The 18021-nt window shown below is 47.6% G+C and carries 16 protein-coding genes; 3 read left to right on the top strand and 13 right to left on the bottom strand.

The window, feature by feature from the left end:
- Nucleotides 1–282 precede the first annotated feature (282 nt).
- A complete protein-coding gene (locus NSU00_RS01930; RefSeq protein WP_340703313.1) occupies nucleotides 283–1770 on the top strand; it encodes a peptide MFS transporter in 1488 nt (495 codons plus the stop codon).
- A gap of 67 nt (nucleotides 1771–1837) precedes the next feature.
- Here the strand turns inward: NSU00_RS01930 and NSU00_RS01925 are convergent, their stop codons facing one another.
- The 3 genes from NSU00_RS01925 to NSU00_RS01915 all read right to left on the bottom strand — a co-directional run bounded on the left by NSU00_RS01925 (nucleotide 1838) and on the right by NSU00_RS01915 (nucleotide 5023).
- Nucleotides 1838–3205: an amino acid permease gene (locus tag NSU00_RS01925; protein WP_340702227.1), complete on the bottom strand. Its 1368-nt coding sequence runs from the start codon at nucleotides 3203–3205 to the stop codon at nucleotides 1838–1840.
- A gap of 229 nt (nucleotides 3206–3434) precedes the next feature.
- Complete coding sequence (locus NSU00_RS01920; protein WP_340703312.1) at nucleotides 3435–4001, bottom strand: nitroreductase family protein; 567 nt, start codon at nucleotides 3999–4001, stop codon at nucleotides 3435–3437.
- A gap of 89 nt (nucleotides 4002–4090) precedes the next feature.
- Nucleotides 4091–5023, bottom strand: coding sequence for an aldo/keto reductase (locus NSU00_RS01915; protein ID WP_340703311.1), 933 nt, complete (start codon nucleotides 5021–5023; stop codon nucleotides 4091–4093).
- Nucleotides 5024–5172: 149 nt separating this feature from the next.
- On the opposite strand from NSU00_RS01915, the gene NSU00_RS01910 reads away from it, so the two are divergent.
- Nucleotides 5173–5667: a spore coat protein gene (locus NSU00_RS01910; RefSeq protein ID WP_445684483.1), complete on the top strand. Its 495-nt coding sequence runs from the start codon at nucleotides 5173–5175 to the stop codon at nucleotides 5665–5667.
- 1435 nt (nucleotides 5668–7102) lie between these two features.
- Here the strand turns inward: NSU00_RS01910 and hxlB are convergent.
- The 10 genes from hxlB to NSU00_RS01860 form a co-directional block, all read right to left on the bottom strand.
- Nucleotides 7103–7654 carry a 6-phospho-3-hexuloisomerase gene (gene hxlB, locus NSU00_RS01905; RefSeq protein ID WP_014096325.1) on the bottom strand — a complete coding sequence of 184 codons (552 nt, stop codon included), beginning with the start codon at nucleotides 7652–7654 and terminating at the stop codon, nucleotides 7103–7105.
- Nucleotides 7651–8271, bottom strand: a complete 621-nt coding sequence (gene hxlA, locus NSU00_RS01900; protein ID WP_328229485.1) for a 3-hexulose-6-phosphate synthase — start codon at nucleotides 8269–8271, stop codon at nucleotides 7651–7653. The genes hxlB and hxlA overlap by 4 nt, the downstream gene beginning before the upstream one ends.
- Nucleotides 8268–9572: an MFS transporter gene (locus tag NSU00_RS01895; protein ID WP_017550901.1), complete on the bottom strand. Its 1305-nt coding sequence runs from the start codon at nucleotides 9570–9572 to the stop codon at nucleotides 8268–8270. Before NSU00_RS01895 ends, hxlA begins: the two co-directional genes overlap by 4 nt.
- A 25-nt stretch (nucleotides 9573–9597) precedes the next feature.
- Entirely contained in the window at nucleotides 9598–10557 is a 960-nt protein-coding gene (locus tag NSU00_RS01890) for a sugar kinase (protein WP_340703309.1), read from the bottom strand.
- The gene (locus tag NSU00_RS01885; protein WP_326244234.1) at nucleotides 10544–11299 is read right to left on the bottom strand and encodes a sugar phosphate isomerase/epimerase family protein; all 756 of its coding nucleotides are present in this window, start codon (nucleotides 11297–11299) and stop codon (nucleotides 10544–10546) included. The genes NSU00_RS01890 and NSU00_RS01885 overlap by 14 nt, the downstream gene beginning before the upstream one ends.
- Nucleotides 11300–11853: 554 nt before the next feature.
- Nucleotides 11854–12888, bottom strand: coding sequence for a LacI family DNA-binding transcriptional regulator (locus tag NSU00_RS01880; RefSeq protein ID WP_026684599.1), 1035 nt, complete (start codon nucleotides 12886–12888; stop codon nucleotides 11854–11856).
- A 154-nt stretch (nucleotides 12889–13042) separates the two neighbouring features.
- Entirely contained in the window at nucleotides 13043–14398 is a 1356-nt protein-coding gene (locus tag NSU00_RS01875) for a PFL family protein (RefSeq protein ID WP_340703308.1), read from the bottom strand.
- Nucleotides 14399–14413: 15 nt separating this feature from the next.
- Entirely contained in the window at nucleotides 14414–14683 is a 270-nt protein-coding gene (locus NSU00_RS01870) for an ACT domain-containing protein (RefSeq protein WP_013858224.1), read from the bottom strand.
- Nucleotides 14684–14772: 89 nt separating this feature from the next.
- The gene (locus NSU00_RS01865; protein ID WP_142010221.1) at nucleotides 14773–14970 is read right to left on the bottom strand and encodes a hypothetical protein; all 198 of its coding nucleotides are present in this window, start codon (nucleotides 14968–14970) and stop codon (nucleotides 14773–14775) included.
- Between the two features lie 135 nt (nucleotides 14971–15105).
- Nucleotides 15106–15753 carry a carboxymuconolactone decarboxylase family protein gene (locus NSU00_RS01860; RefSeq protein ID WP_340703307.1) on the bottom strand — a complete coding sequence of 216 codons (648 nt, stop codon included), beginning with the start codon at nucleotides 15751–15753 and terminating at the stop codon, nucleotides 15106–15108.
- 117 nt (nucleotides 15754–15870) lie between these two features.
- On the opposite strand from NSU00_RS01860, the gene NSU00_RS01855 reads away from it, so the two are divergent.
- On the top strand, nucleotides 15871–17040 hold the full coding sequence (locus NSU00_RS01855) for a MalY/PatB family protein (protein ID WP_340703306.1): 1170 nt from the start codon (nucleotides 15871–15873) through the stop codon (nucleotides 17038–17040).
- Nucleotides 17041–18021 lie beyond the last annotated feature (981 nt).

Below are 18021 nucleotides of genomic sequence, written 5' to 3'. Positions count from 1 at the left end.
ATATGAAATTTACCTTTATTTTAATTTATGAAAACATTTCCTTTATCTAGGAAAAAAATTCATTTTAAATATTTTCCTAGCTCAGAATCCTTTATTTCATGCGGGTTCCAGCCTTTTTTAACAATGGCGCACACAAATTTGCCAAAAAATTAATCTTTATTTTTTTCTCATTTTACGTTAATATTTTATCTATCGCATTTATTCCCCGAAAAAACCAGCACTTATTTTTCAGTTAATTTCACAAATTATGCCAATATGTGATGTTTACAAGGAGGCAATGGCATGTCAACAATCGACAAGAAAAAAGTTCTGGAAACTTTTCCACAGACCGGATTTTTCGGTCATCCAAAAGGATTGTCGACTTTATTTTTCTTAGAGTTTTGGGAGAGATTCTCCTACTATGGGATGAAAGGGATTCTGATTTACTACATGTATGACCGCCTGTCAAACGGCGGGTTGGGATTGGATCCGACAACAGCCGCATCGATTGCTTCGATTTACGGCGCGCTTGTTTACATGTCGGGGATTATCGGCGGCTGGATTGCAGACCGCCTGCTTGGCTCCGCCAGAACCGTTTTTTACGGCGGGGTGCTGATTATGCTCGGGCATATTGCGTTGTCCTTTCCGGGAGGGTTCCCGGCGCTGATCGTTTCTATGGTGCTGATTGTGCTTGGGACAGGCTTGTTAAAACCAAATGCCGCTTCAACCGTCGGGGAATTGTATGATGAAAAAGACCTGCGCCGCGACTCCGGTTTCAGCATTTACTACATGGCGGTTAACCTCGGTGCCTTCCTTGCGCCGATCATTGTCGGGACTATCGGCCAGGGGTACAATTACCATCTCGGCTTCAGCATTGCAGCCATCGGAATGTTTTTCGGTTTGATCTCATTCGTGATGTCCAGAAAGAAAAATCTCGGGCTTGCCGGCTCTGTCGTGCACAACCCGCTGACGCCGGAAGAAAGAAGATCGACTTTCACCAAAATCGGCGTAGGAGCTGTCGTCCTGATTATTTTGCTGGCGATTACCATTCCGACACGGATTTTAAATCTGAACAGCTTTATTACCATCGTCAGCATTTTAGGATTTTTGATTCCTGCCTGGTACTTCTTTATGATGTACTTTAGCAAAAAAACATCGAAAGACGAACGCTCACGCATTTTGGCTTATATTCCTTTATTTATTGCTTCCATCGTCTTCTGGGCGATTGAAGAACAAGGCGCGAGTTTGCTCGCCGTCTATGCGGACAAGCGGACACAGCTGAATTTTGCCGGCATCCATATTTTGCCGTCCTGGTTCCAGACACTTAACCCGCTGTTTATCGTCGTCTTTGCGCCGGTTCTGGCTTCGCTTTGGGTGAAGCTGGGAGACAGGCAGCCGTCCACACCGGTTAAATTTTCTTTCGGGCTCATCCTTGCCGGTTTTTCCTATATTGTCATGATGGTGCCGGCTTACCTTAACGGCTCTTCGTCGCTTGTGAGCCCGCTCTGGCTTGTATTGAGCTACTTCCTTGTCGTGATCGGGGAACTTTGCTTGTCACCGGTTGGTTTGAGCGTATCGACGAAGCTGGCGCCAGCTGCATTTTCGGCGCAAATGCTCAGTCTCTGGAACTTGTCTGATGCTGCGGCCCAAGCGTTGAATGCCCAGCTTGTCAAACTCGCCAAACATGAAGTGATCTACTTCGGCGGCGTCGGTCTTGTTTCGGTCATTTTGGGCATATTCCTGCTTCTCTATGCACCGGTCATCAAACGGCTGATGAGAGGGATAAAATAATAGATGAAGTGATTAAAAACACCAGAAAAACCCGCTTGGAAATCCCTTTCCAAACGGGTTTTTCTGGTTAAATGCTTTTCTTCTTTCGTGTTAGGCCGTAAGCGATGACAAGCAGAATGAACCATACCGGCGTCACAAATAGGGCAACGCGTGTATCTTTTGCAATCCCGAGAACAACGAGGACAAAGACAAAGAACAAGAGTACAACCCAGTTGATGACCGGGGCAAACGGCAATTTAAAGGAGATTTTGGCCGCTTCTTCCGGCATATTTTTCCGGAAACGCAAGTGGGCAACCATAATGACGCCCCATACCCAAACAAAACAGATGGACGAAATGCTTGTGACAAGCGTAAAGACTTGTGTGCTCTTCATAAAATAATTCAGCACGACGCCGATTAACAGCATGATCGTTGAACCAAGCAGAGCAGGTGCCGGGACATTCCGCTTGTTTAACTTTTTAAACATTTTCGGCGCTTTTCCGTCTTCCGCAAGAGAATACAGCATACGGCTTGTACTGAAAATGCCGCTGTTGCACGAGGAAGCCGCCGAAGTGAGCACCACAAAATTGATGATGCCTGCTGCAGCCGGAAGACCGATATCGGCAAATACCCGGACAAACGGGCTCGCGTCCGGATTCAGCCGGTTCCAAGGATAAATCGACATGATGACAAACAAAGCGCCGACATAAAACAGTAAAATCCGCAGCGGAATCTGGTTGATCGCTTTTGGCAGCGTCTTTGATGGATCCTCTGCTTCCCCGGCTGTTACGCCGACCAGTTCAATCCCGACAAATGAAAAGATGGCCATTTCAAACGCCAGCAGAAACCCTTTAGAACCATTCGGGAAAAAGCCGCCGTGCTGCCACAGGTTCGTAAAAGAGGCATGTGCCCCATGGCTTTGAAAACCGGCGAACACGAGGAGAATGCCGATAATAATGAGCGCAATAATGGTCACAACTTTAATGATGGCGAACCAAAATTCCATTTCCCCGAATGCTTTGACTGTCGCAATATTGATGAGAAACAGAACAGCGACGCAAATCAAAGCGGGAATCCACTGCGGCAATTCGGGTACCCAAAATTGAACATACATGCCGACTGCGGTAATTTCGGCAATGCCGGTTACAATCCAGCAAAACCAATAGGTCCAGCCGGTAATAAAGCCTGCCCACGGTCCGATAAATGTTTCGGCAAAATGGGTAAACGATCCGGTAATCGGCTTGTACATCAGCAGTTCACCGAGTGCCCGCATCATAAAGAAAAGAGCTAAGCCGATTACGAAGTATACGAGCATAATAGACGGGCCGGCAAAGTGAATCGATTTACCGGAACCGAGGAAAAGCCCCGTCCCGATTGCGCCCCCGATCGCAATCAATTGAATATGGCGGTTTTTCAGCCCGCGACTCAGTTCTTGTCCATTCGGGCTTTGATCCATACCGATCAACTCCTTATCTATGTATAAATTTGATTATATCACAATCTTCTTATTTGCTGCCGGCAAAAAAACAAACCGTATGTGCAAACGCCTCTGCGGTCGTGTCAGGGTTTTGCAAGGCAGCCTTTATTGTGCGCTTTCAAAAACGTCGGGCTGAAACTTCCCATTTTTGAGAAAATTCAACATGCAGAAGCGAACCGGCCCATGATAAGAGCCGGTAAGCTTGGGTTTAAGCAAACCATTGCGTTTTTTCTTCTGCTGGGGTTCGTTGCGCTTTGATGTCCAATTCCTTTTTCGGATAGCCAACATAGATGAGCCCAGCAATTTTATCTTTCGGTTCGAGGTTCAGGTAGTTTTTCAATTCGGGTTCATGCGCGATGTCACCGGTCCTCACGATTGTAGCCAAACCGAGCTCGGTTGCCGTAAGCAGCAAATTTTGGATCGCACAACCAGTCGCAACGACTTCCTCAATTTCCGGAACAATGCCGGAAGGGCTGACGGCAACCGCAATAACCACCGGCGCCCGCAGTGGCCCTTTGCGCGCTTTTTCAATCTTTTTCGCCGCTTCTTCTTCACTCAGGCCTTCCGCTTTCTGGGCTGCAATCCGAGCCATTTCCTCCCCGAGTTTGACACGCCCTTCTCCTTTAAACACGCGGAATTTCCACGGTTCTGTTTTCTTATGGTTTGGCGCCCATGTGGCAGCTTCGAGCAATGTTCCAATCACATCATCGGGCACCTCTTTATTGTCTGTCACGCCGATGGAACGGCGCGATTTGATCAGATCCATGACACCCATTTTCCCAACTCCTTTAGCCATACTAATTTAAGTATAAGACAGGAAAATGCGTCAATCAACAAAAAACATTTTTCCACCGTGGAAATACATTATTGAAAAATGGCGCTGATCTTTTGCACATCCGCTTCCGTCAAGCTGACTTCCAATGTTTTCAGATTGTCAATCACCTGCTCCGGCCGTTTGGCACCCGGAATGACAGCATCAATGGAAGGCTGGGAGAGATACCAAGCAAGGACAACATGTGCGACATCCACGCCTTTTTCTTTCGCAATCGGGCGGAGCTTTTCAACCTTTTCCAAATTACGGAGATAGGTTTCCCCTTGGTAAAGCGGATTTTTCGCACGGCCGCCTTCAAATTTGGTATCTTTTGTATATTTGCCGGCGAGCAGCCCGGATGCGAGCGGAAAATACGGGATAAACGAAATACCGTTTTCCGCTGTGTACGGAAGTAAGTCTTTTTCAGCCTCGCGTTTGAATAAATTGTACTCCGACTGCAGCACATCGACATATCCGTCTTTGTTTGCCTCTTTCAATTGTTCAATGGAAAAATTGGAAACACCGATTGCACGGATTTTCCCTTCATCTTTCAGTTCTTTTAAGGCGCCGACTGCTTCGTCTTTCGGAGTATGGTCATCCGGGAAATGGATATAAAACAAATCAATATAATCGGTTTGCAGGCGTTTCAGGCTGCTTTCGACCGCTTCTTTTAAAAATGCAGGGGAGTTGTCGAACACCACTTTTCCATCGACAAATTTATGTGCACCTTTTGTGGCGAGCACGACTTTGTCACGGCCACCACGTTCTTTCAGCACCTCGCCGATCAACTCTTCTGAACGTTTCGGCCCGTAAATAAACGCAGTGTCAAGAAAATTGATGCCGTGGTCAATTGCCGTGCGCACAACTTCTTTCCCGGTTTCATCATTGAGATTCGGGTGAATATTATGTCCGCCGACCGCATTTGTGCCGAGGCCGACCGGGTTGACATACAAATCCGATTTGCCGAGTCTTCTTTGTTTTTCCATCTTACCTCCGCCTTTCTCTTCAGATTTCAATCCTTATCATAGCAAATCAAAAAGAAATGTAAAAATATTTCGGTTTCCGGTCAAACAGGCACATGTGCGAGCTGTTTGCATACAAATGGGAACGTGTGAGAGAAAAAGGAGGGGTTATTGTGGCAAGAACGTTAGCTTGGCATGAAACATTGGAAATTCATGAGCTGGTTGCATCCCAGACGATTTGTTTGATCCGGTTTAAATCAGTCGTAAGAAATGTGTCCGATGCAGGGCTCCGGGAACTGTATACGTTTTCGATCCGGGCACTTGAAAAAAATATTCGCGACCTTCTGCAGTTTTATCCGCAGGCGCCGCGGGAAGAGGAAATAGAAGAAAACGAGGAGCGGCAAACCAATCCCGGTTTTCAGGCCGGTGAACTGCTGACCGCTTCCAAAACGGCTGTACGAAATTATGCCACTGCAATTACAGAAACAGCCACGCCGGCATTGCGCACCGTGCTTGTACGCCATTTGAACAGCGCGATCGACTGGCATGCGCGTATATTCAACTATATGCATGAACACGGCATGTACCAGGCCTACAACTTAAGTCAATTGCTGAACAACGATGTCCGGAATGCCAATCGGGCGCTGCAAATGCGGGAAGAAGAGTGAAGAATCCGGCGCCCGTGCTACATTAAATGCGGCACTAGCGAGTGACCCGGCGCACATGCTGCAATAAATGCAGCACCAGTGCAGGAACAGAAATCAGCCGGTACCTATTTTCAGGGTAGATGCCAACGCCGCAAAGAATCTGGTACCAGCGAAAGAATGAAAATCCCGTCGCAAATTTTCAGGGTAGACAGCCATGCATGAATACGGCATCAGCCGAACAAGGAAAGTCATTTAGCGAAATAGGCACCATGCCGCAATAAATGCAGCACCAGTGCAAAGGAACAGAAATCAGCCGGTACCTATTTTCAGGGCAGACGCCAATGCCGCAAAGAATCTGGTACCAGCGGAAGAATGAAAATCCCGTCGCAAATTTTCAGGATAGACAGCCATGCTTGAATATGACTCCAGCCGTAGAATGAAAGTCATCCAGCGAGATAGGCTCCATGCCGCAATGAATGCAGCACCAGCGCAGGAACAGAAATCAGCCAGTGCCTATTTTCAGGGAGAAAGCCATACCCATTGAATGCAGTGCCAGCAAGTCACCCACCGAGATAGGCGCCCGTGCTGCATTAAATGCGGCACTAGCGAGTGACCCGGCACACATGCTGCAATAAATGCAGCACCAGTGCAGGAACAGAAATCAGCCGGTACCTATTTTCAGGGTAGATGCCAACGCCGCAAAGAATCTGGTACCAGCGAAAGAATGAAAATCCCGTCGCAAATTTTCAGGGTAGACAGCCATGCATGAATACGGCATCAGCCGAACAAGGAAAGTCATTTAGCGAAATAGGCACCATGCCGCAATAAATGCAGCACCAGTGCAAAGGAACAGAAATCAGCCGGTACCTATTTTCAGGGCAGACGCCAATGCCGCAAAGAATCTGGTACCAGCGGAAGAATGAAAATCCCGTCGCAAATTTTCAGGATAGACAGCCATGCTTGAATATGACTCCAGCCGTAGAATGAAAGTCATCCAGCGAGATAGGCTCCATGCCGCAATGAATGCAGCACCAGCGCAGGAACAGAAATCAGCCAGTGCCTATTTTCAGGGAGAAAGCCATACCCATTGAATGCAGTGCCAGCAAGTCACCCACCGAGATAGGCGCCCATGCTGCAATGAATGCGTACTGGCGCAGGAACGACCCTATTTCCAGGGTAATCGCCCGGCGACAAGATAAATAGCGCCGGCAGGAGGATGAAAATCAGCCGGTGTAATGTTCCGGATAAAAGAATGGAAAACCGCGGATCGATTGTTCATCCGCGGTATATCCTTTAAAAGGTACAGCGAGCAGTCCGCAACCGGAATGAACCAGATCCGGCCCCATATCCAATGGGATGAGACAAGCCATACCCGCTGTTTTTTTCTGTGTTCCACTTATTCAGAAGCCGAATGGCCAAATCTACCGGCTTGCTCCGGCCTATTGTTTTTAACGCCCTATTCGAGATTGCTGTGCCGGTTCAACGCTGCTTCATTCCCCGATTTCTGCTGTTCGGCAATTTTCAGGCAAACCGCGTCAAAAAACAGATGAACAGACTGGTCGAACAATGAGCTGAGCGGCTGTCTGCTTTCAATTTCTCCCGGCCTCCGGTATTTCGTAGCAGACGGAATATGAACCACGCTATCCGAAGTTTGCGCAAGTCTCGAAGACGGATCAGAAGTCACACCCACAACAGATACACCATTCTTTTTCGATTTTTCCGCCGCTTGCACCACATTGGAAGTCGTGCCGGAACCAGAAACTGCAATCAATAAATCTCCCGGCTGAATCGAAGGAGTGATCGTCTCGCCGACGACAAACACATGGAAACCAAGATGCATGAGCCGCATAGCAAAAGACTTGGCCATCAGCCCCGAACGCCCCTCGCCCAATACAAAAATGCTTTTCGGAGAAGCAAGCATATCCGCCAGCTTTTCCACTTGTTCCCCGTCTATTTTTGAAAACACCGTTTGAATTTCATTTAAAATGACTTCTATTTCCCGATTCATTTCAATGCCTCCCAAGCTTCTTTTATCTTTTGTGCCGCAAGCAAAGGATCACTTGCCTTGCTGATTGCTGAACCAATAATGAGCACATCCGGCTGAAGGGCGCGGACGGCAGCCAAATTTTCCAGTGAAATGCCCCCGGCCACTGCAAGCTGCTGGTTGCGTGATGCTGCGCGGTGCCCCCACGTTCCGCCTCCGCCTTCTTCCTGCTGGTCCTTGCTGATATGCTGGCAGACGATGATGTTTTCCAAACGGGCAATCTCCTTCTGTTGATGCGCCGCTGTATTCAAAAGGTCAACCATCACTTGTCTATCAAACTGCCCAGCCGTATCCAAACATGTACGGAGCGTGACAGGAGGGGCCGCCCCCATCACAGTCGCAATGTCGGCTCCCGCCCGAAAACAAAGTTCAAATTCGTACTTCGCATTGTCGAACGTCTTGATATCGGCTACCACCGTTTTGTCCGGAAACCGGTTTTTTATGTCATAAATGCTTTTGACGCCGAATTCTTTAATTAACGATGTGCCGACTTCAATCCATTCTATCGCTTTTTCCGCTTTCGCTGCAATTTCGATTGCTTCCTGAATCGTGAATCGATCTAATGCCAGTTGAATCTTCATTTTAAAACCGCCTTTGCTTCAAGATTTTCCGGCGCCAGGGGAGACGCCTGTTTTTTTGCCCGGACCATCAAGGTTAACAGAACCGAGACAAGGAGCGAGATCGCCATAAAGATAAAAGATGCCTGCGTGCTGCCTGTTGCCCCGTTTAAAAATCCGACAATGTATGCGCCAACAAAAGAGCCTAAAGCACCCATGCTGTTGATAAACGCATTGGCACTTCCTGATACATTTTTCGGCAAAATTTCCGGCATGATTGCGAAAAACGGCCCGTATGGTGCATACATGGCGCCTCCCGCAATGACAAGCAGCGCGTAAGAGAAACAGAAATTTGATGAACCGATCAAATAAGAACCGTAGAAGGCAATGGTGCCGATCAATAGCGATACCCAGACAAATGTTTTGCGATTTAGCGTTTTATCGGAAAAATAGGAAACAGCGATCATCCCGATTGTCGCCAGTAAGTATGGAGCGGCAGACAGCCAGCCCGTTGCCACAATATCCATATGGGAGGCCGCTTTTATCATGGACGGCAGCCACATGACAAATCCGTAGACGCCGATGCTCCATGCAAAATACTGAACCGCGAGAATGAGCACCGTTTTATTGCGGAACATTTCTTTATACCCCGCTACTTTGATCATTCCTTTTTGTTCTTCTTTCATTTCAGATGCGATGTTTTCCTTTTCCTCATCCGTCAGCCACTTTGCTTCTTCCGGCTTATTTTCAACCAGCTTCCACCAGAAAAATGCCCAAACGATGGCCGGAATTCCTTCCACAATAAACATTCCCCTCCAGTCAAGCACCTTTAACAAATAACCGGAAACAATGGACATCCATAAAACGGTGACAGGATTGCCCAAAATTAAGAAGGTGTTGGCACGGGAACGCTCTTCTTTTAAAAACCAGTTGCTCAAAAAGACGAGCATTGCCGGCATCACGGCAGATTCCACGACACCGAGGAAGAACCGGATCGGATACAGCCATGCGACATTATGGACCAGACCGGTTGCAGAAGCAAGCAGGCCCCAGAGAATCAGGCTGACAAATACGAGCTTCTTGGCACTTCTTTTTTCTGCATACGCCGCGCCCGGAATTTGAAAGAAGAAATAACCGAGAAAAAATAATGCCGATAAAAAGGAGGCAACACCTGTAGTTATATTTAAATCGTGCGCCATTCCGCCCGCTGCGCCAAAGCTGTAATTCGCCCGGTCGAAATAGGCAAGGCTGTAGGTAATGAAAGCGATTGGAACCAGATGCAAAAATCTCTTCTTGCTTGCGACATTTCTCAACGACTTTTCCATTCCAAAACACTCCTTTGTTGTGGGTTTAACCGTTTTTCACCGAATGCCCGTTCATAAATGCCAACAGTTCTTCCCGGGTCGGAAGCCCGTTTTTATCCCCGGAAGACATGGTTTGTAAAGCGCCGATTGCATTCCCTCTTTCCGCTGCTTCAAATGCTGTTAAACCGTCGAACAGGCCGCTTAATACACCGGCGGCAAATCCGTCTCCGGCACCGACCGTATCCACCACTTTGGTAACCGGGAAGCCTGGAACGGTATGCGCTTTCTTTTCCGTTGCCACATAGGCGCCTTTTGCCCCGAGTTTGACAAACACCATTTTGGCACCGCGTTCGAGATAATCGTTCGCGATATCTTCAGGTGCTTGATAGCCGGTCAAAATTTTTCCTTCTTTGATACCGGGAAAAACAATATCGGCCTGGCAGGCGTATCTTTGAATCGTTTCCGCCATCGTTTTTTCGTCTTTCCACATGGAAGGGCGCAAATTCGGATCAAACGAAACGATACTGCCTTCTTTTTTGGCTTTTTGTATGAAAGCTTCGGTCAATTCCCGTACGCACGGGGAGAGTCCGAGCGGGATGCCCGTTAAGTGATAATGTTTGGCATGAATTTCCCCGAGTTCAGGAAAATCTTTGATCCCCATCAGGCTTGCGGCGGAGTTTTTACGGTAGTAATAAACACCCGGATCGCCTTCCGATACTTTTTCTTTCAATTGAAATCCCGTCAAGTTTTCTTCGTCTCTTTTAATCAAGGAAGTATCCACTTTTTCACGCTGCAGTTCCTGGATGATATAATCGCCAAGCGGGTCTGTTCCGACTTTGCTCAGCCACAGTACCCGGTACCCGAGGCGAGAAAGTCCGATTGCCACATTTGTTTCCGCCCCTGCCAGTTCTTTTGTAAAATGCCGGACCGAGGCGAGCTGTCCGGGTTCTTCCGCAATAAACATGCCCATCGCTTCTCCGAATGTCAGCACATCATACACTTTCATTTACGAACACCTCTTCTTTCAGCAGTTCGATATAATCTTTCAAATCGCTTGTAATCGGAAATTCCAACGCAATCGCGGCTTCTTTTGGCAACAGATACAGCAACCGTTTCCATTTTTGCCTGCCGTTTTGGCCAATTGGGATCGTTGCATAACCGGATGCCGTTTCCACCACTTCTTTCACGTGAATGTATACTACCTCGTTTTTTAAAGCGGCAGCGGCCTCTTCAGCATCTTCCCCTGTATAAGCCCAGTTGCCGATATCACAGGTAAAACGGATCGGAATAGCCTTGCTGCGGCATGCTGCAAAAAATGGCGCGAGCCGCTCTGTTTTTCCCCCGAGGGCGGTTTGATCATTCTCAATGGTCACCAGAATGCCGGCATCCGAAAAGCGGGCGGCAGCCTTGGCAAGCGCATCCATATCGGATAGGCCCTCCCGGTAGTTGCCCAATGAAAATTTGATGAGTTTTGCCCCGAGCTCCACAGCCTCCTGCCTATAAGGCGCCACATCGATAATTTGGTGATCCTCTCCAAATAGAGAAACCGGGCAGGAATAGTAAGGGATCAGCCCCGCCTTATCGAGCATGCCTTTCACCGCGGGTAAAAGAGAAGCCGGGTCTTCAAGCAGCTCCCGCCGGATTTCCACCCCGTCACTTCCGGCCTTGCGGATGGCGGCGAATAACACCGGGTAAGATAAAATGGCAGTATCCTGAAATGCATTCATGGTGACAAATAAATGGGCCATTGGTGTTTCCTCTTTTCTTGTGTGTTGGAACCGGATTTCTTGGGACCGGTACCATTTTTTCAAATGCCGGATCTGTATTTTATAAATTGAATAAAATATCGCAGCTCTGTTGCCTGCTGTAAAAAATAGTCATCGTGCAAATTGGTGCTTGGGAACTTAAGTACAACTTATATATATAAAATGAACAAAATATTGCTGCTCTCTTGCCTACCGCAAAAAGTAGTGCTCAAACAAATGGATGCTCGGGCTAGATGTAAAAACTTAAGTTCATTTTATATAGTTTGCAAAATTTCCATGAGCAGTACGATGTTGGGATGTTTTTTTGGTTTTTCCCGTTTACTCTATCTATCGTTTTTCCTGTTTTGGATGCTTCCAGAAGCTCTTTTTCTTTTTGATGGGACCGGTACCATTAAAGGGGAAAGCTGCCACTTTTGTCTTGACCAATCCCATGTTGACATCTTTTCAATCCTGCGAGCTGATCCTTTGACGCAGGATTTCAGCCTGTATCGTCGCCTCTTTCGGTGAAACCGATCTCATTTTTCCTTAGGGGGAAGTTATCTCCCCGGGGCAGATTCCCTTTCAATCAAACGCGTCTGGTAAGAGATCGTCTGAACCGGCGATTCGTTGTCCGCCAGCCGTTTTAAAATGAGTTCCATTACCGTTTTGCCAATTTGATAAGTCGGCTGTTCAATGGTGGTAATGCCTGAAAATACGGCGGCTGCCCACTCCGGATTGTCAAAGCTCAGAAAACCGGTATCGTCAGGAATTTTATAGCCCTGCTCTTTCAGTTTGATAATGATTTTTAACGCGATGACACTGTTTCCGGCAATGATGGCTCTTGGTTCTTTGCTGGTGCGGGACAAAAACGTATTGAGCTTTTTCTCCAATTGGCTTTCGTCCCTGAGATCCACTTCAAACAAGTCTTCCAGGCTCGGGTGACTGGGGCTAACCAGCCGTAAAGCCTCCTGAAATCCTGTATACCGTTCGTGCCGCGGGCTGAAATGTGCAACCGGCTCTGTAAAATAGCCGATTCTTTTATAATTTTTCTTTATCAGATAGGACACGGCCTGCATCACGGCCCCGCGGTTATCAATTTCAACGGTATCAAACGGCAGCTCAGGAATTTTACGGTCAACCAGGACAATCGGGGTTTTGCCGTTTTCCGACAAGGTTTCCAAGAAATCGCTGTTTCCTCCCGTTGTTTGAATAAGCAGCCCGTCAATCTTGTGGGACTGCAGCATGGAGATATACTCGCGTTCTTTCGCCGGACGGTTATCAGAATTGCAAATCAGCAAACTGTAGCCATGCTGCTTGCAGACATCCTCAGCCCCCCTTAAAATCGCCGTTGTATACGGGTTGGTAATATCCGCAACCAGCGCGCCAATCAAGTAGCTGCGGCTGCTTTTTAGCCCTCTCGCCAAATTATTCGGGCGGTATTGGAGTTCATCGATCACCTGCTTGATTTTTTGCTGGGTTTTCGGTGACAATTCATGAAACCGGCCGCCTAAATATCTCGAAACGGTCGATTTCGACACGCCAGCTTTTTTTGCCACATCGTAAATCGTGACTTTCGCTTCTTTTCCCCTCATGTTGTTTACCATCCATCTTTAAAATGAAACCGATACCATTTGATTTCATTATAACAAAGTGAGAGGAGCTGTCAATCAAAAATGAACGGAAATTTTTTCCGACTCCTCCCGGTTTTGTACCGCAGCATATGAAAAAGAGCTCTTTTTCAAGAGCTCAGTTTTTAAATGAGTGAATCGGGGCCGGGATTCTGCCGCCGCGGGCAATGAAGTCCGCTGATGAAAAGGAATGGACGCCCATCACCGGCGCATGTCCGAGCAGGCCGCCAAATTCGATCGTATCGCCAACCTTTGTGCCCGGTGCCGGAATGATGCGGACCGCTGTCGTTTTATTGTTAATGACGCCAATTGCAGCTTCGTCCGCGATCATTGCTGAAATCGTTTCTGCCGGAACATCGCCCGGAATTGCAATCATGTCAAGGCCGACGGAGCAGATCGCGGTCATCGCCTCCAGTTTTTCGAGATTCAAGGACCCGCGGTTGACCGCATCAATCATGCCGGCGTCTTCAGAAACCGGGATGAATGCGCCGCTTAAGCCGCCAACATGGCCGCATGCCATGACACCGCCTTTTTTCACGGCATCATTCAGCAAAGCGAGCGCCGCCGTTGTTCCGTGCGTACCCACGGATTCAAGGCCCATTTCCTCCAAAATATGGGCTACAGAGTCGCCAACAGCCGGTGTCGGGGCAAGCGACAAGTCGACAATACCGAACGGAACGCCAAGCCGTTTGGATGCTTCCATGCCGACGAGCTGGCCCATCCGCGTAATTTTAAATGCCGTTTTCTTTACCGTCTCCGCAACGACATCAAACGGTTCGCCTTTCACTTTTTCAAGGGCGCGTTTCACCACACCCGGGCCGCTGACGCCGACATTGATGACGACATCCGCTTCACCGACCCCGTGGAACGCGCCGGCCATAAACGGATTGTCCTCCACCGCATTCGCGAACACAACGAGTTTTGCACAGCCGAGCCCTTGCGTATCCGCGGTCAGCCCGGCCGTCTTTTTAATGATCACACCCATATCACGGACCGCATTCATGTTAATGCCGGAACGTGTCGATCCGACATTGACAGAAGCGCAGACCCGTTCGGTTTCCGCCAATGCCCGCGGAATCGAATCGATCAATATTTTATCGCCTTTGTGGCAGCCTTTTTGCACCAGCGCCGAAAAGCCGCCGATAAAGTGAACGCCGACTTTTTTCGCAGCCGCATCAAGGGTTTTGGCAAAAGCGATGTAATCTTTTTCGTCCGTTGCCCCGGCGATGAGGGAAATCGGCGTGACCGAGATGCGTTTGTTAATGATCGGGATACCGTATTCCGATTCAATCTCTTCCCCGGTTTGGACAAGGTTTTCTGCCAATCGCGTTATTTTATCATAAATCTTCCGGCGCGCCTTTTCCCCGTCCGCGTCAATGCAGTCGAGGAGCGAAATGCCCATTGTGATGGTGCGGATATCGAGTTTTTCTTCTTCAATCATCCGGATGGTTTCAAGTATTTGTTTCGTTTCCATGGTTGTCCCCCGTTTTTACAAGCTGTGCATCGATTGGAAAATTTCTTCGCGCTGAATTTTGATTTGGACTTGCAGTGCTTCGCCTTTTTTCGCAAGGGCTTGTTTGATTTCATCAAAATTCGCTTCAGCATTCGACAAATCGAGCATCATCATCATCGTGAAATAACCGCTCATGATGGTCTGGCTGACATCGAGAATATTAATCTTTAATTCTGCCAGCTGTGTGCTGACACCGGCAATGATGCCAACCTGATCTTTGCCGATTACTGTCAAAATTGCTCTCATTTTGTCCACTCCTGTTTTGTAAAAAAATTCATATCCTTACTATCACAAATTTTTCCGGTCTTGTCTATGTATATTTTTGGAATTTTTCATTAAAAAATAGGGCAGCAAGATTGAAACTCCCCTGCTGCCCTTTTCGCCGGAAACGGATTTTCGCAAACTTTCAATATCATATAGAGAACAAGCGCACCGGCAACGAGGCCAGCCCCCGCAAGCCGGTTTTTCGTGCACAATTCTAATCTGTTTTTATCGGCAATGGAGACGCCGTCTGCTAAAAATCCTGCGTTCAAAAGCTGTTCTTCCACCAACCGGGTCAGCTTTCAAAGCTGTTAATCCTATTCGTGATATGCGTGTAGGCGCCGCCTGCTTAAAGCATGTCAACAACGATCCTGCGCTCAAGCTGTTCTTTCTTTGCACCGCCCGGGTTAGCTTTCGTAGCTGTCAATCATATTCGCGATATGCGTGTAGGCGCCGCCTGCTGCAAGCGCGCCCGCAACAAGGATGACTTCCGCAAGTTGTTCTTCCGTTGCGCCCGCTTTTTGCGCCTGTTTGGAATGAAAATCAATGCAATACGGGCACTCGGTAATATGGGCGACTGCAACAGCAGCCAGTTCTTTGACAAGTGCGGGCAGTTTGCCGGCTTTCATGGCAGCAGCACCGAACGCATTGTAGGCCGCGAAACCGTCTTTGGCAAGATGGTTCATGTTGGCAAGTTTTTTCATATTGGATTTTTTGTAAATCGTATCACTGGCATCTTCAATCAGGGCAAGCTGCATATGGACACTGTGGGCCACCGCGCCGCCTGCTTCCAGTGCCGCTGCCACAAACGCCGCTTCTGTAAGTTCTTCGAGACTGACACCCGCTGCTTTTGCTTTTTTCGTATGAATGTCGAGGCAATACGGGCATTTTGTCGCATGGGCCACGGCGACGGCGATGATTTCTTTGTCCCGGGCAGAAACGGCACCGTCTTTAAACACTTCGGCATTGAGGCGGTCAAAAGCAGCCGCCTGTTCCGGCGCAAGGTCTTTTAATTTCGATAGATGTTGCAGCATATCTTTTTCATAATACGACATAAAGGACACTCCTCCCAATTGGAATACTTGTTTTTCATTATAGCCCTTCCATCTGAAAATGAATATTCATCTGCTTTTGTGTGGTAAAATGGGAAGAAGATCAATATCAGGGTGGTGATGGTTTTGTTTGATTTTGATACAGTCATTGAGAGAAAAAATACCGCTTCTGTTAAATGGGAGCAGGTCAAACAGGTCTTCGGGGAAGAAGATGTGCTCCCGATGTGGGTGGCCGATATGGATTTCAACCCGCCGCATGAAGTGGCGGAAGCGATTAAAAAGCGGGTTGAACACGAAATTCTCGGATATGCGTTTGTGCCGGATTCCACTGCAGAAGCGATTCGGGCATGGCTGAAAAAGCGCCATAACTGGGACATCCACCCGGCGTGGATCGCGTACTGCACCGGCATTGTGCCGGCAATCAGCACAGCCATTCAAGCATTTACCGAACCGGGCGATAAAGTACTGCTGATGTCTCCGGTGTACCATCCGTTTTTCCATATGGTTGAAAAAAACGGTCGCGTTGTCGCAAACGCGCAGCTGAAGCTTGTGGAAAACCGGTTTGAAATCGACTGGGAGCAGGTTGAAGCGCGGCTGAAAGAAGGGGCAAAGCTGTTTTTAGGCTGCAATCCGCATAATCCGGGCGGGCGCGTCTGGACGAAAGACGAGCTTATGAAAATGGCGGATCTTTGCGCGCAGTATAACTGTTTGTTTTTGTCCGATGAAATCCACTCCGACCTTGTATACCCGCCGCATACCCATGTGCCGGTTGCTTCGCTCGGGGACAAGTACCGCGATATGACCATCACCTGCATTGCGCCGACAAAAACGTTTAATCTAGCCGGGATCAAAGCTTCTGCCGTCATCATTCCGAACCCGGAACTGCGCAAAAAGTTCAAAGATGTGCAGGCGGTAAACGGGACATCTGCCTTGAATACATTTGGCATTGTCGGCATGGAAGCAGCATACCGGCACGGCAGCGAATGGCTGGATGCGCTCCTTGTTTACTTGAAGGAAAATATTGATACAGCGGCACGGTTCATCGCGGAACGCCTGCCGGAAATCCGGGTGATGGAAACAGAAGGTACGTATTTAATGTGGCTCGACTGCCGCGCATACGGCCTGGGAGAAGAAGCATTGAAAGACCGTTTATGGAAAAAAGCAAAGCTCGGTGTCGAAATCGGCAGCAAATTCGGCCCCGGTGGAGAAGGCTTTATCCGCATGAATATCGCCTGCCCACGAAAAATTTTGATGGAAGGCTTAAACAGGCTCGAAAAGGCCTTTGCGTAAGGAAAAGGCCGGCCCAAAAGGTTTGGGCCGGCCTAGATGTTTTTGGGTGCTTGCCATGCGGGATGATGGAGTCTTTATGTTTTTCGCGTCCTTGAGCATGTTCGCAGTACCCTTGGAAGTTTAACCAATATCCACAGACCTTTCTTTTTCAAGGATTCTAATCACTTGGCTTAGGTCTGGCACAATATCGTAGGCATGTTTTTTCATTTTCAAGTTGAGTATTTAAGTCTTTTCTAACTGATACAGGTAATGCGGTGCTGCAACACAACAACACAAAGTCGTAATATATAAATGATTCAATCAAAATATATCTTTGAACAACCTCTGTTTTTCAACAGGATGGACTCAGTAAAATCCAATGGGAACAGGAAGCCCTTCATTTTCTAAGAATATGTTGATTCGCTGTTTTTGATTTGAGAAGGTTTTAATAGATCTTCAAAAATGGATTTGATTGAGTTATCTTCTATAATATTGACCATATATCTAAACATCATACAGAATATGATCACGATGGCTTCTAAGCTGGTTTACCAGGGCCGGCAATGGAAATTGAAAGTTACTGGGACCAACAAATGGGCTGCCGGCTTTTGCTCGCTTATACAATGCCTTTTCTAGACAACCATGGTAATAGAAAAGCCGAAACAAAGCAGAAAACTTTAAAAATTAAATCATAACGTTTACTTAGTATACCCACAAATACATGAATTAGGGAATATTTACCCATCAAAGCAGCAAAAGTAAATTTATCGAATACTCAGACACCTCTAGATACCTTCTCTTGGGAAAACTACCTATTACCACGATTGTTAGATTTTCGTCACGGATTTGGTATTACCTATATTAATGAACCAAGAAAAACTGGACCCGAATTGGATCCAGCCTAAGTTTAAGTTGACAATTGAATTGAAACTGAAAATGAACTGGATGCATCCCTACTTTCCAGCAGATAGCCTTGATGCCTTATTGTCCAGATACCAACAC

This window comes from Weizmannia sp. FSL W8-0401, from assembly GCF_038009125.1.
GTDB lineage: Bacteria > Bacillota > Bacilli > Bacillales > Bacillaceae_C > Weizmannia > Weizmannia coagulans.
This window is presented reverse-complemented; position numbering and strand designations above follow the sequence as displayed.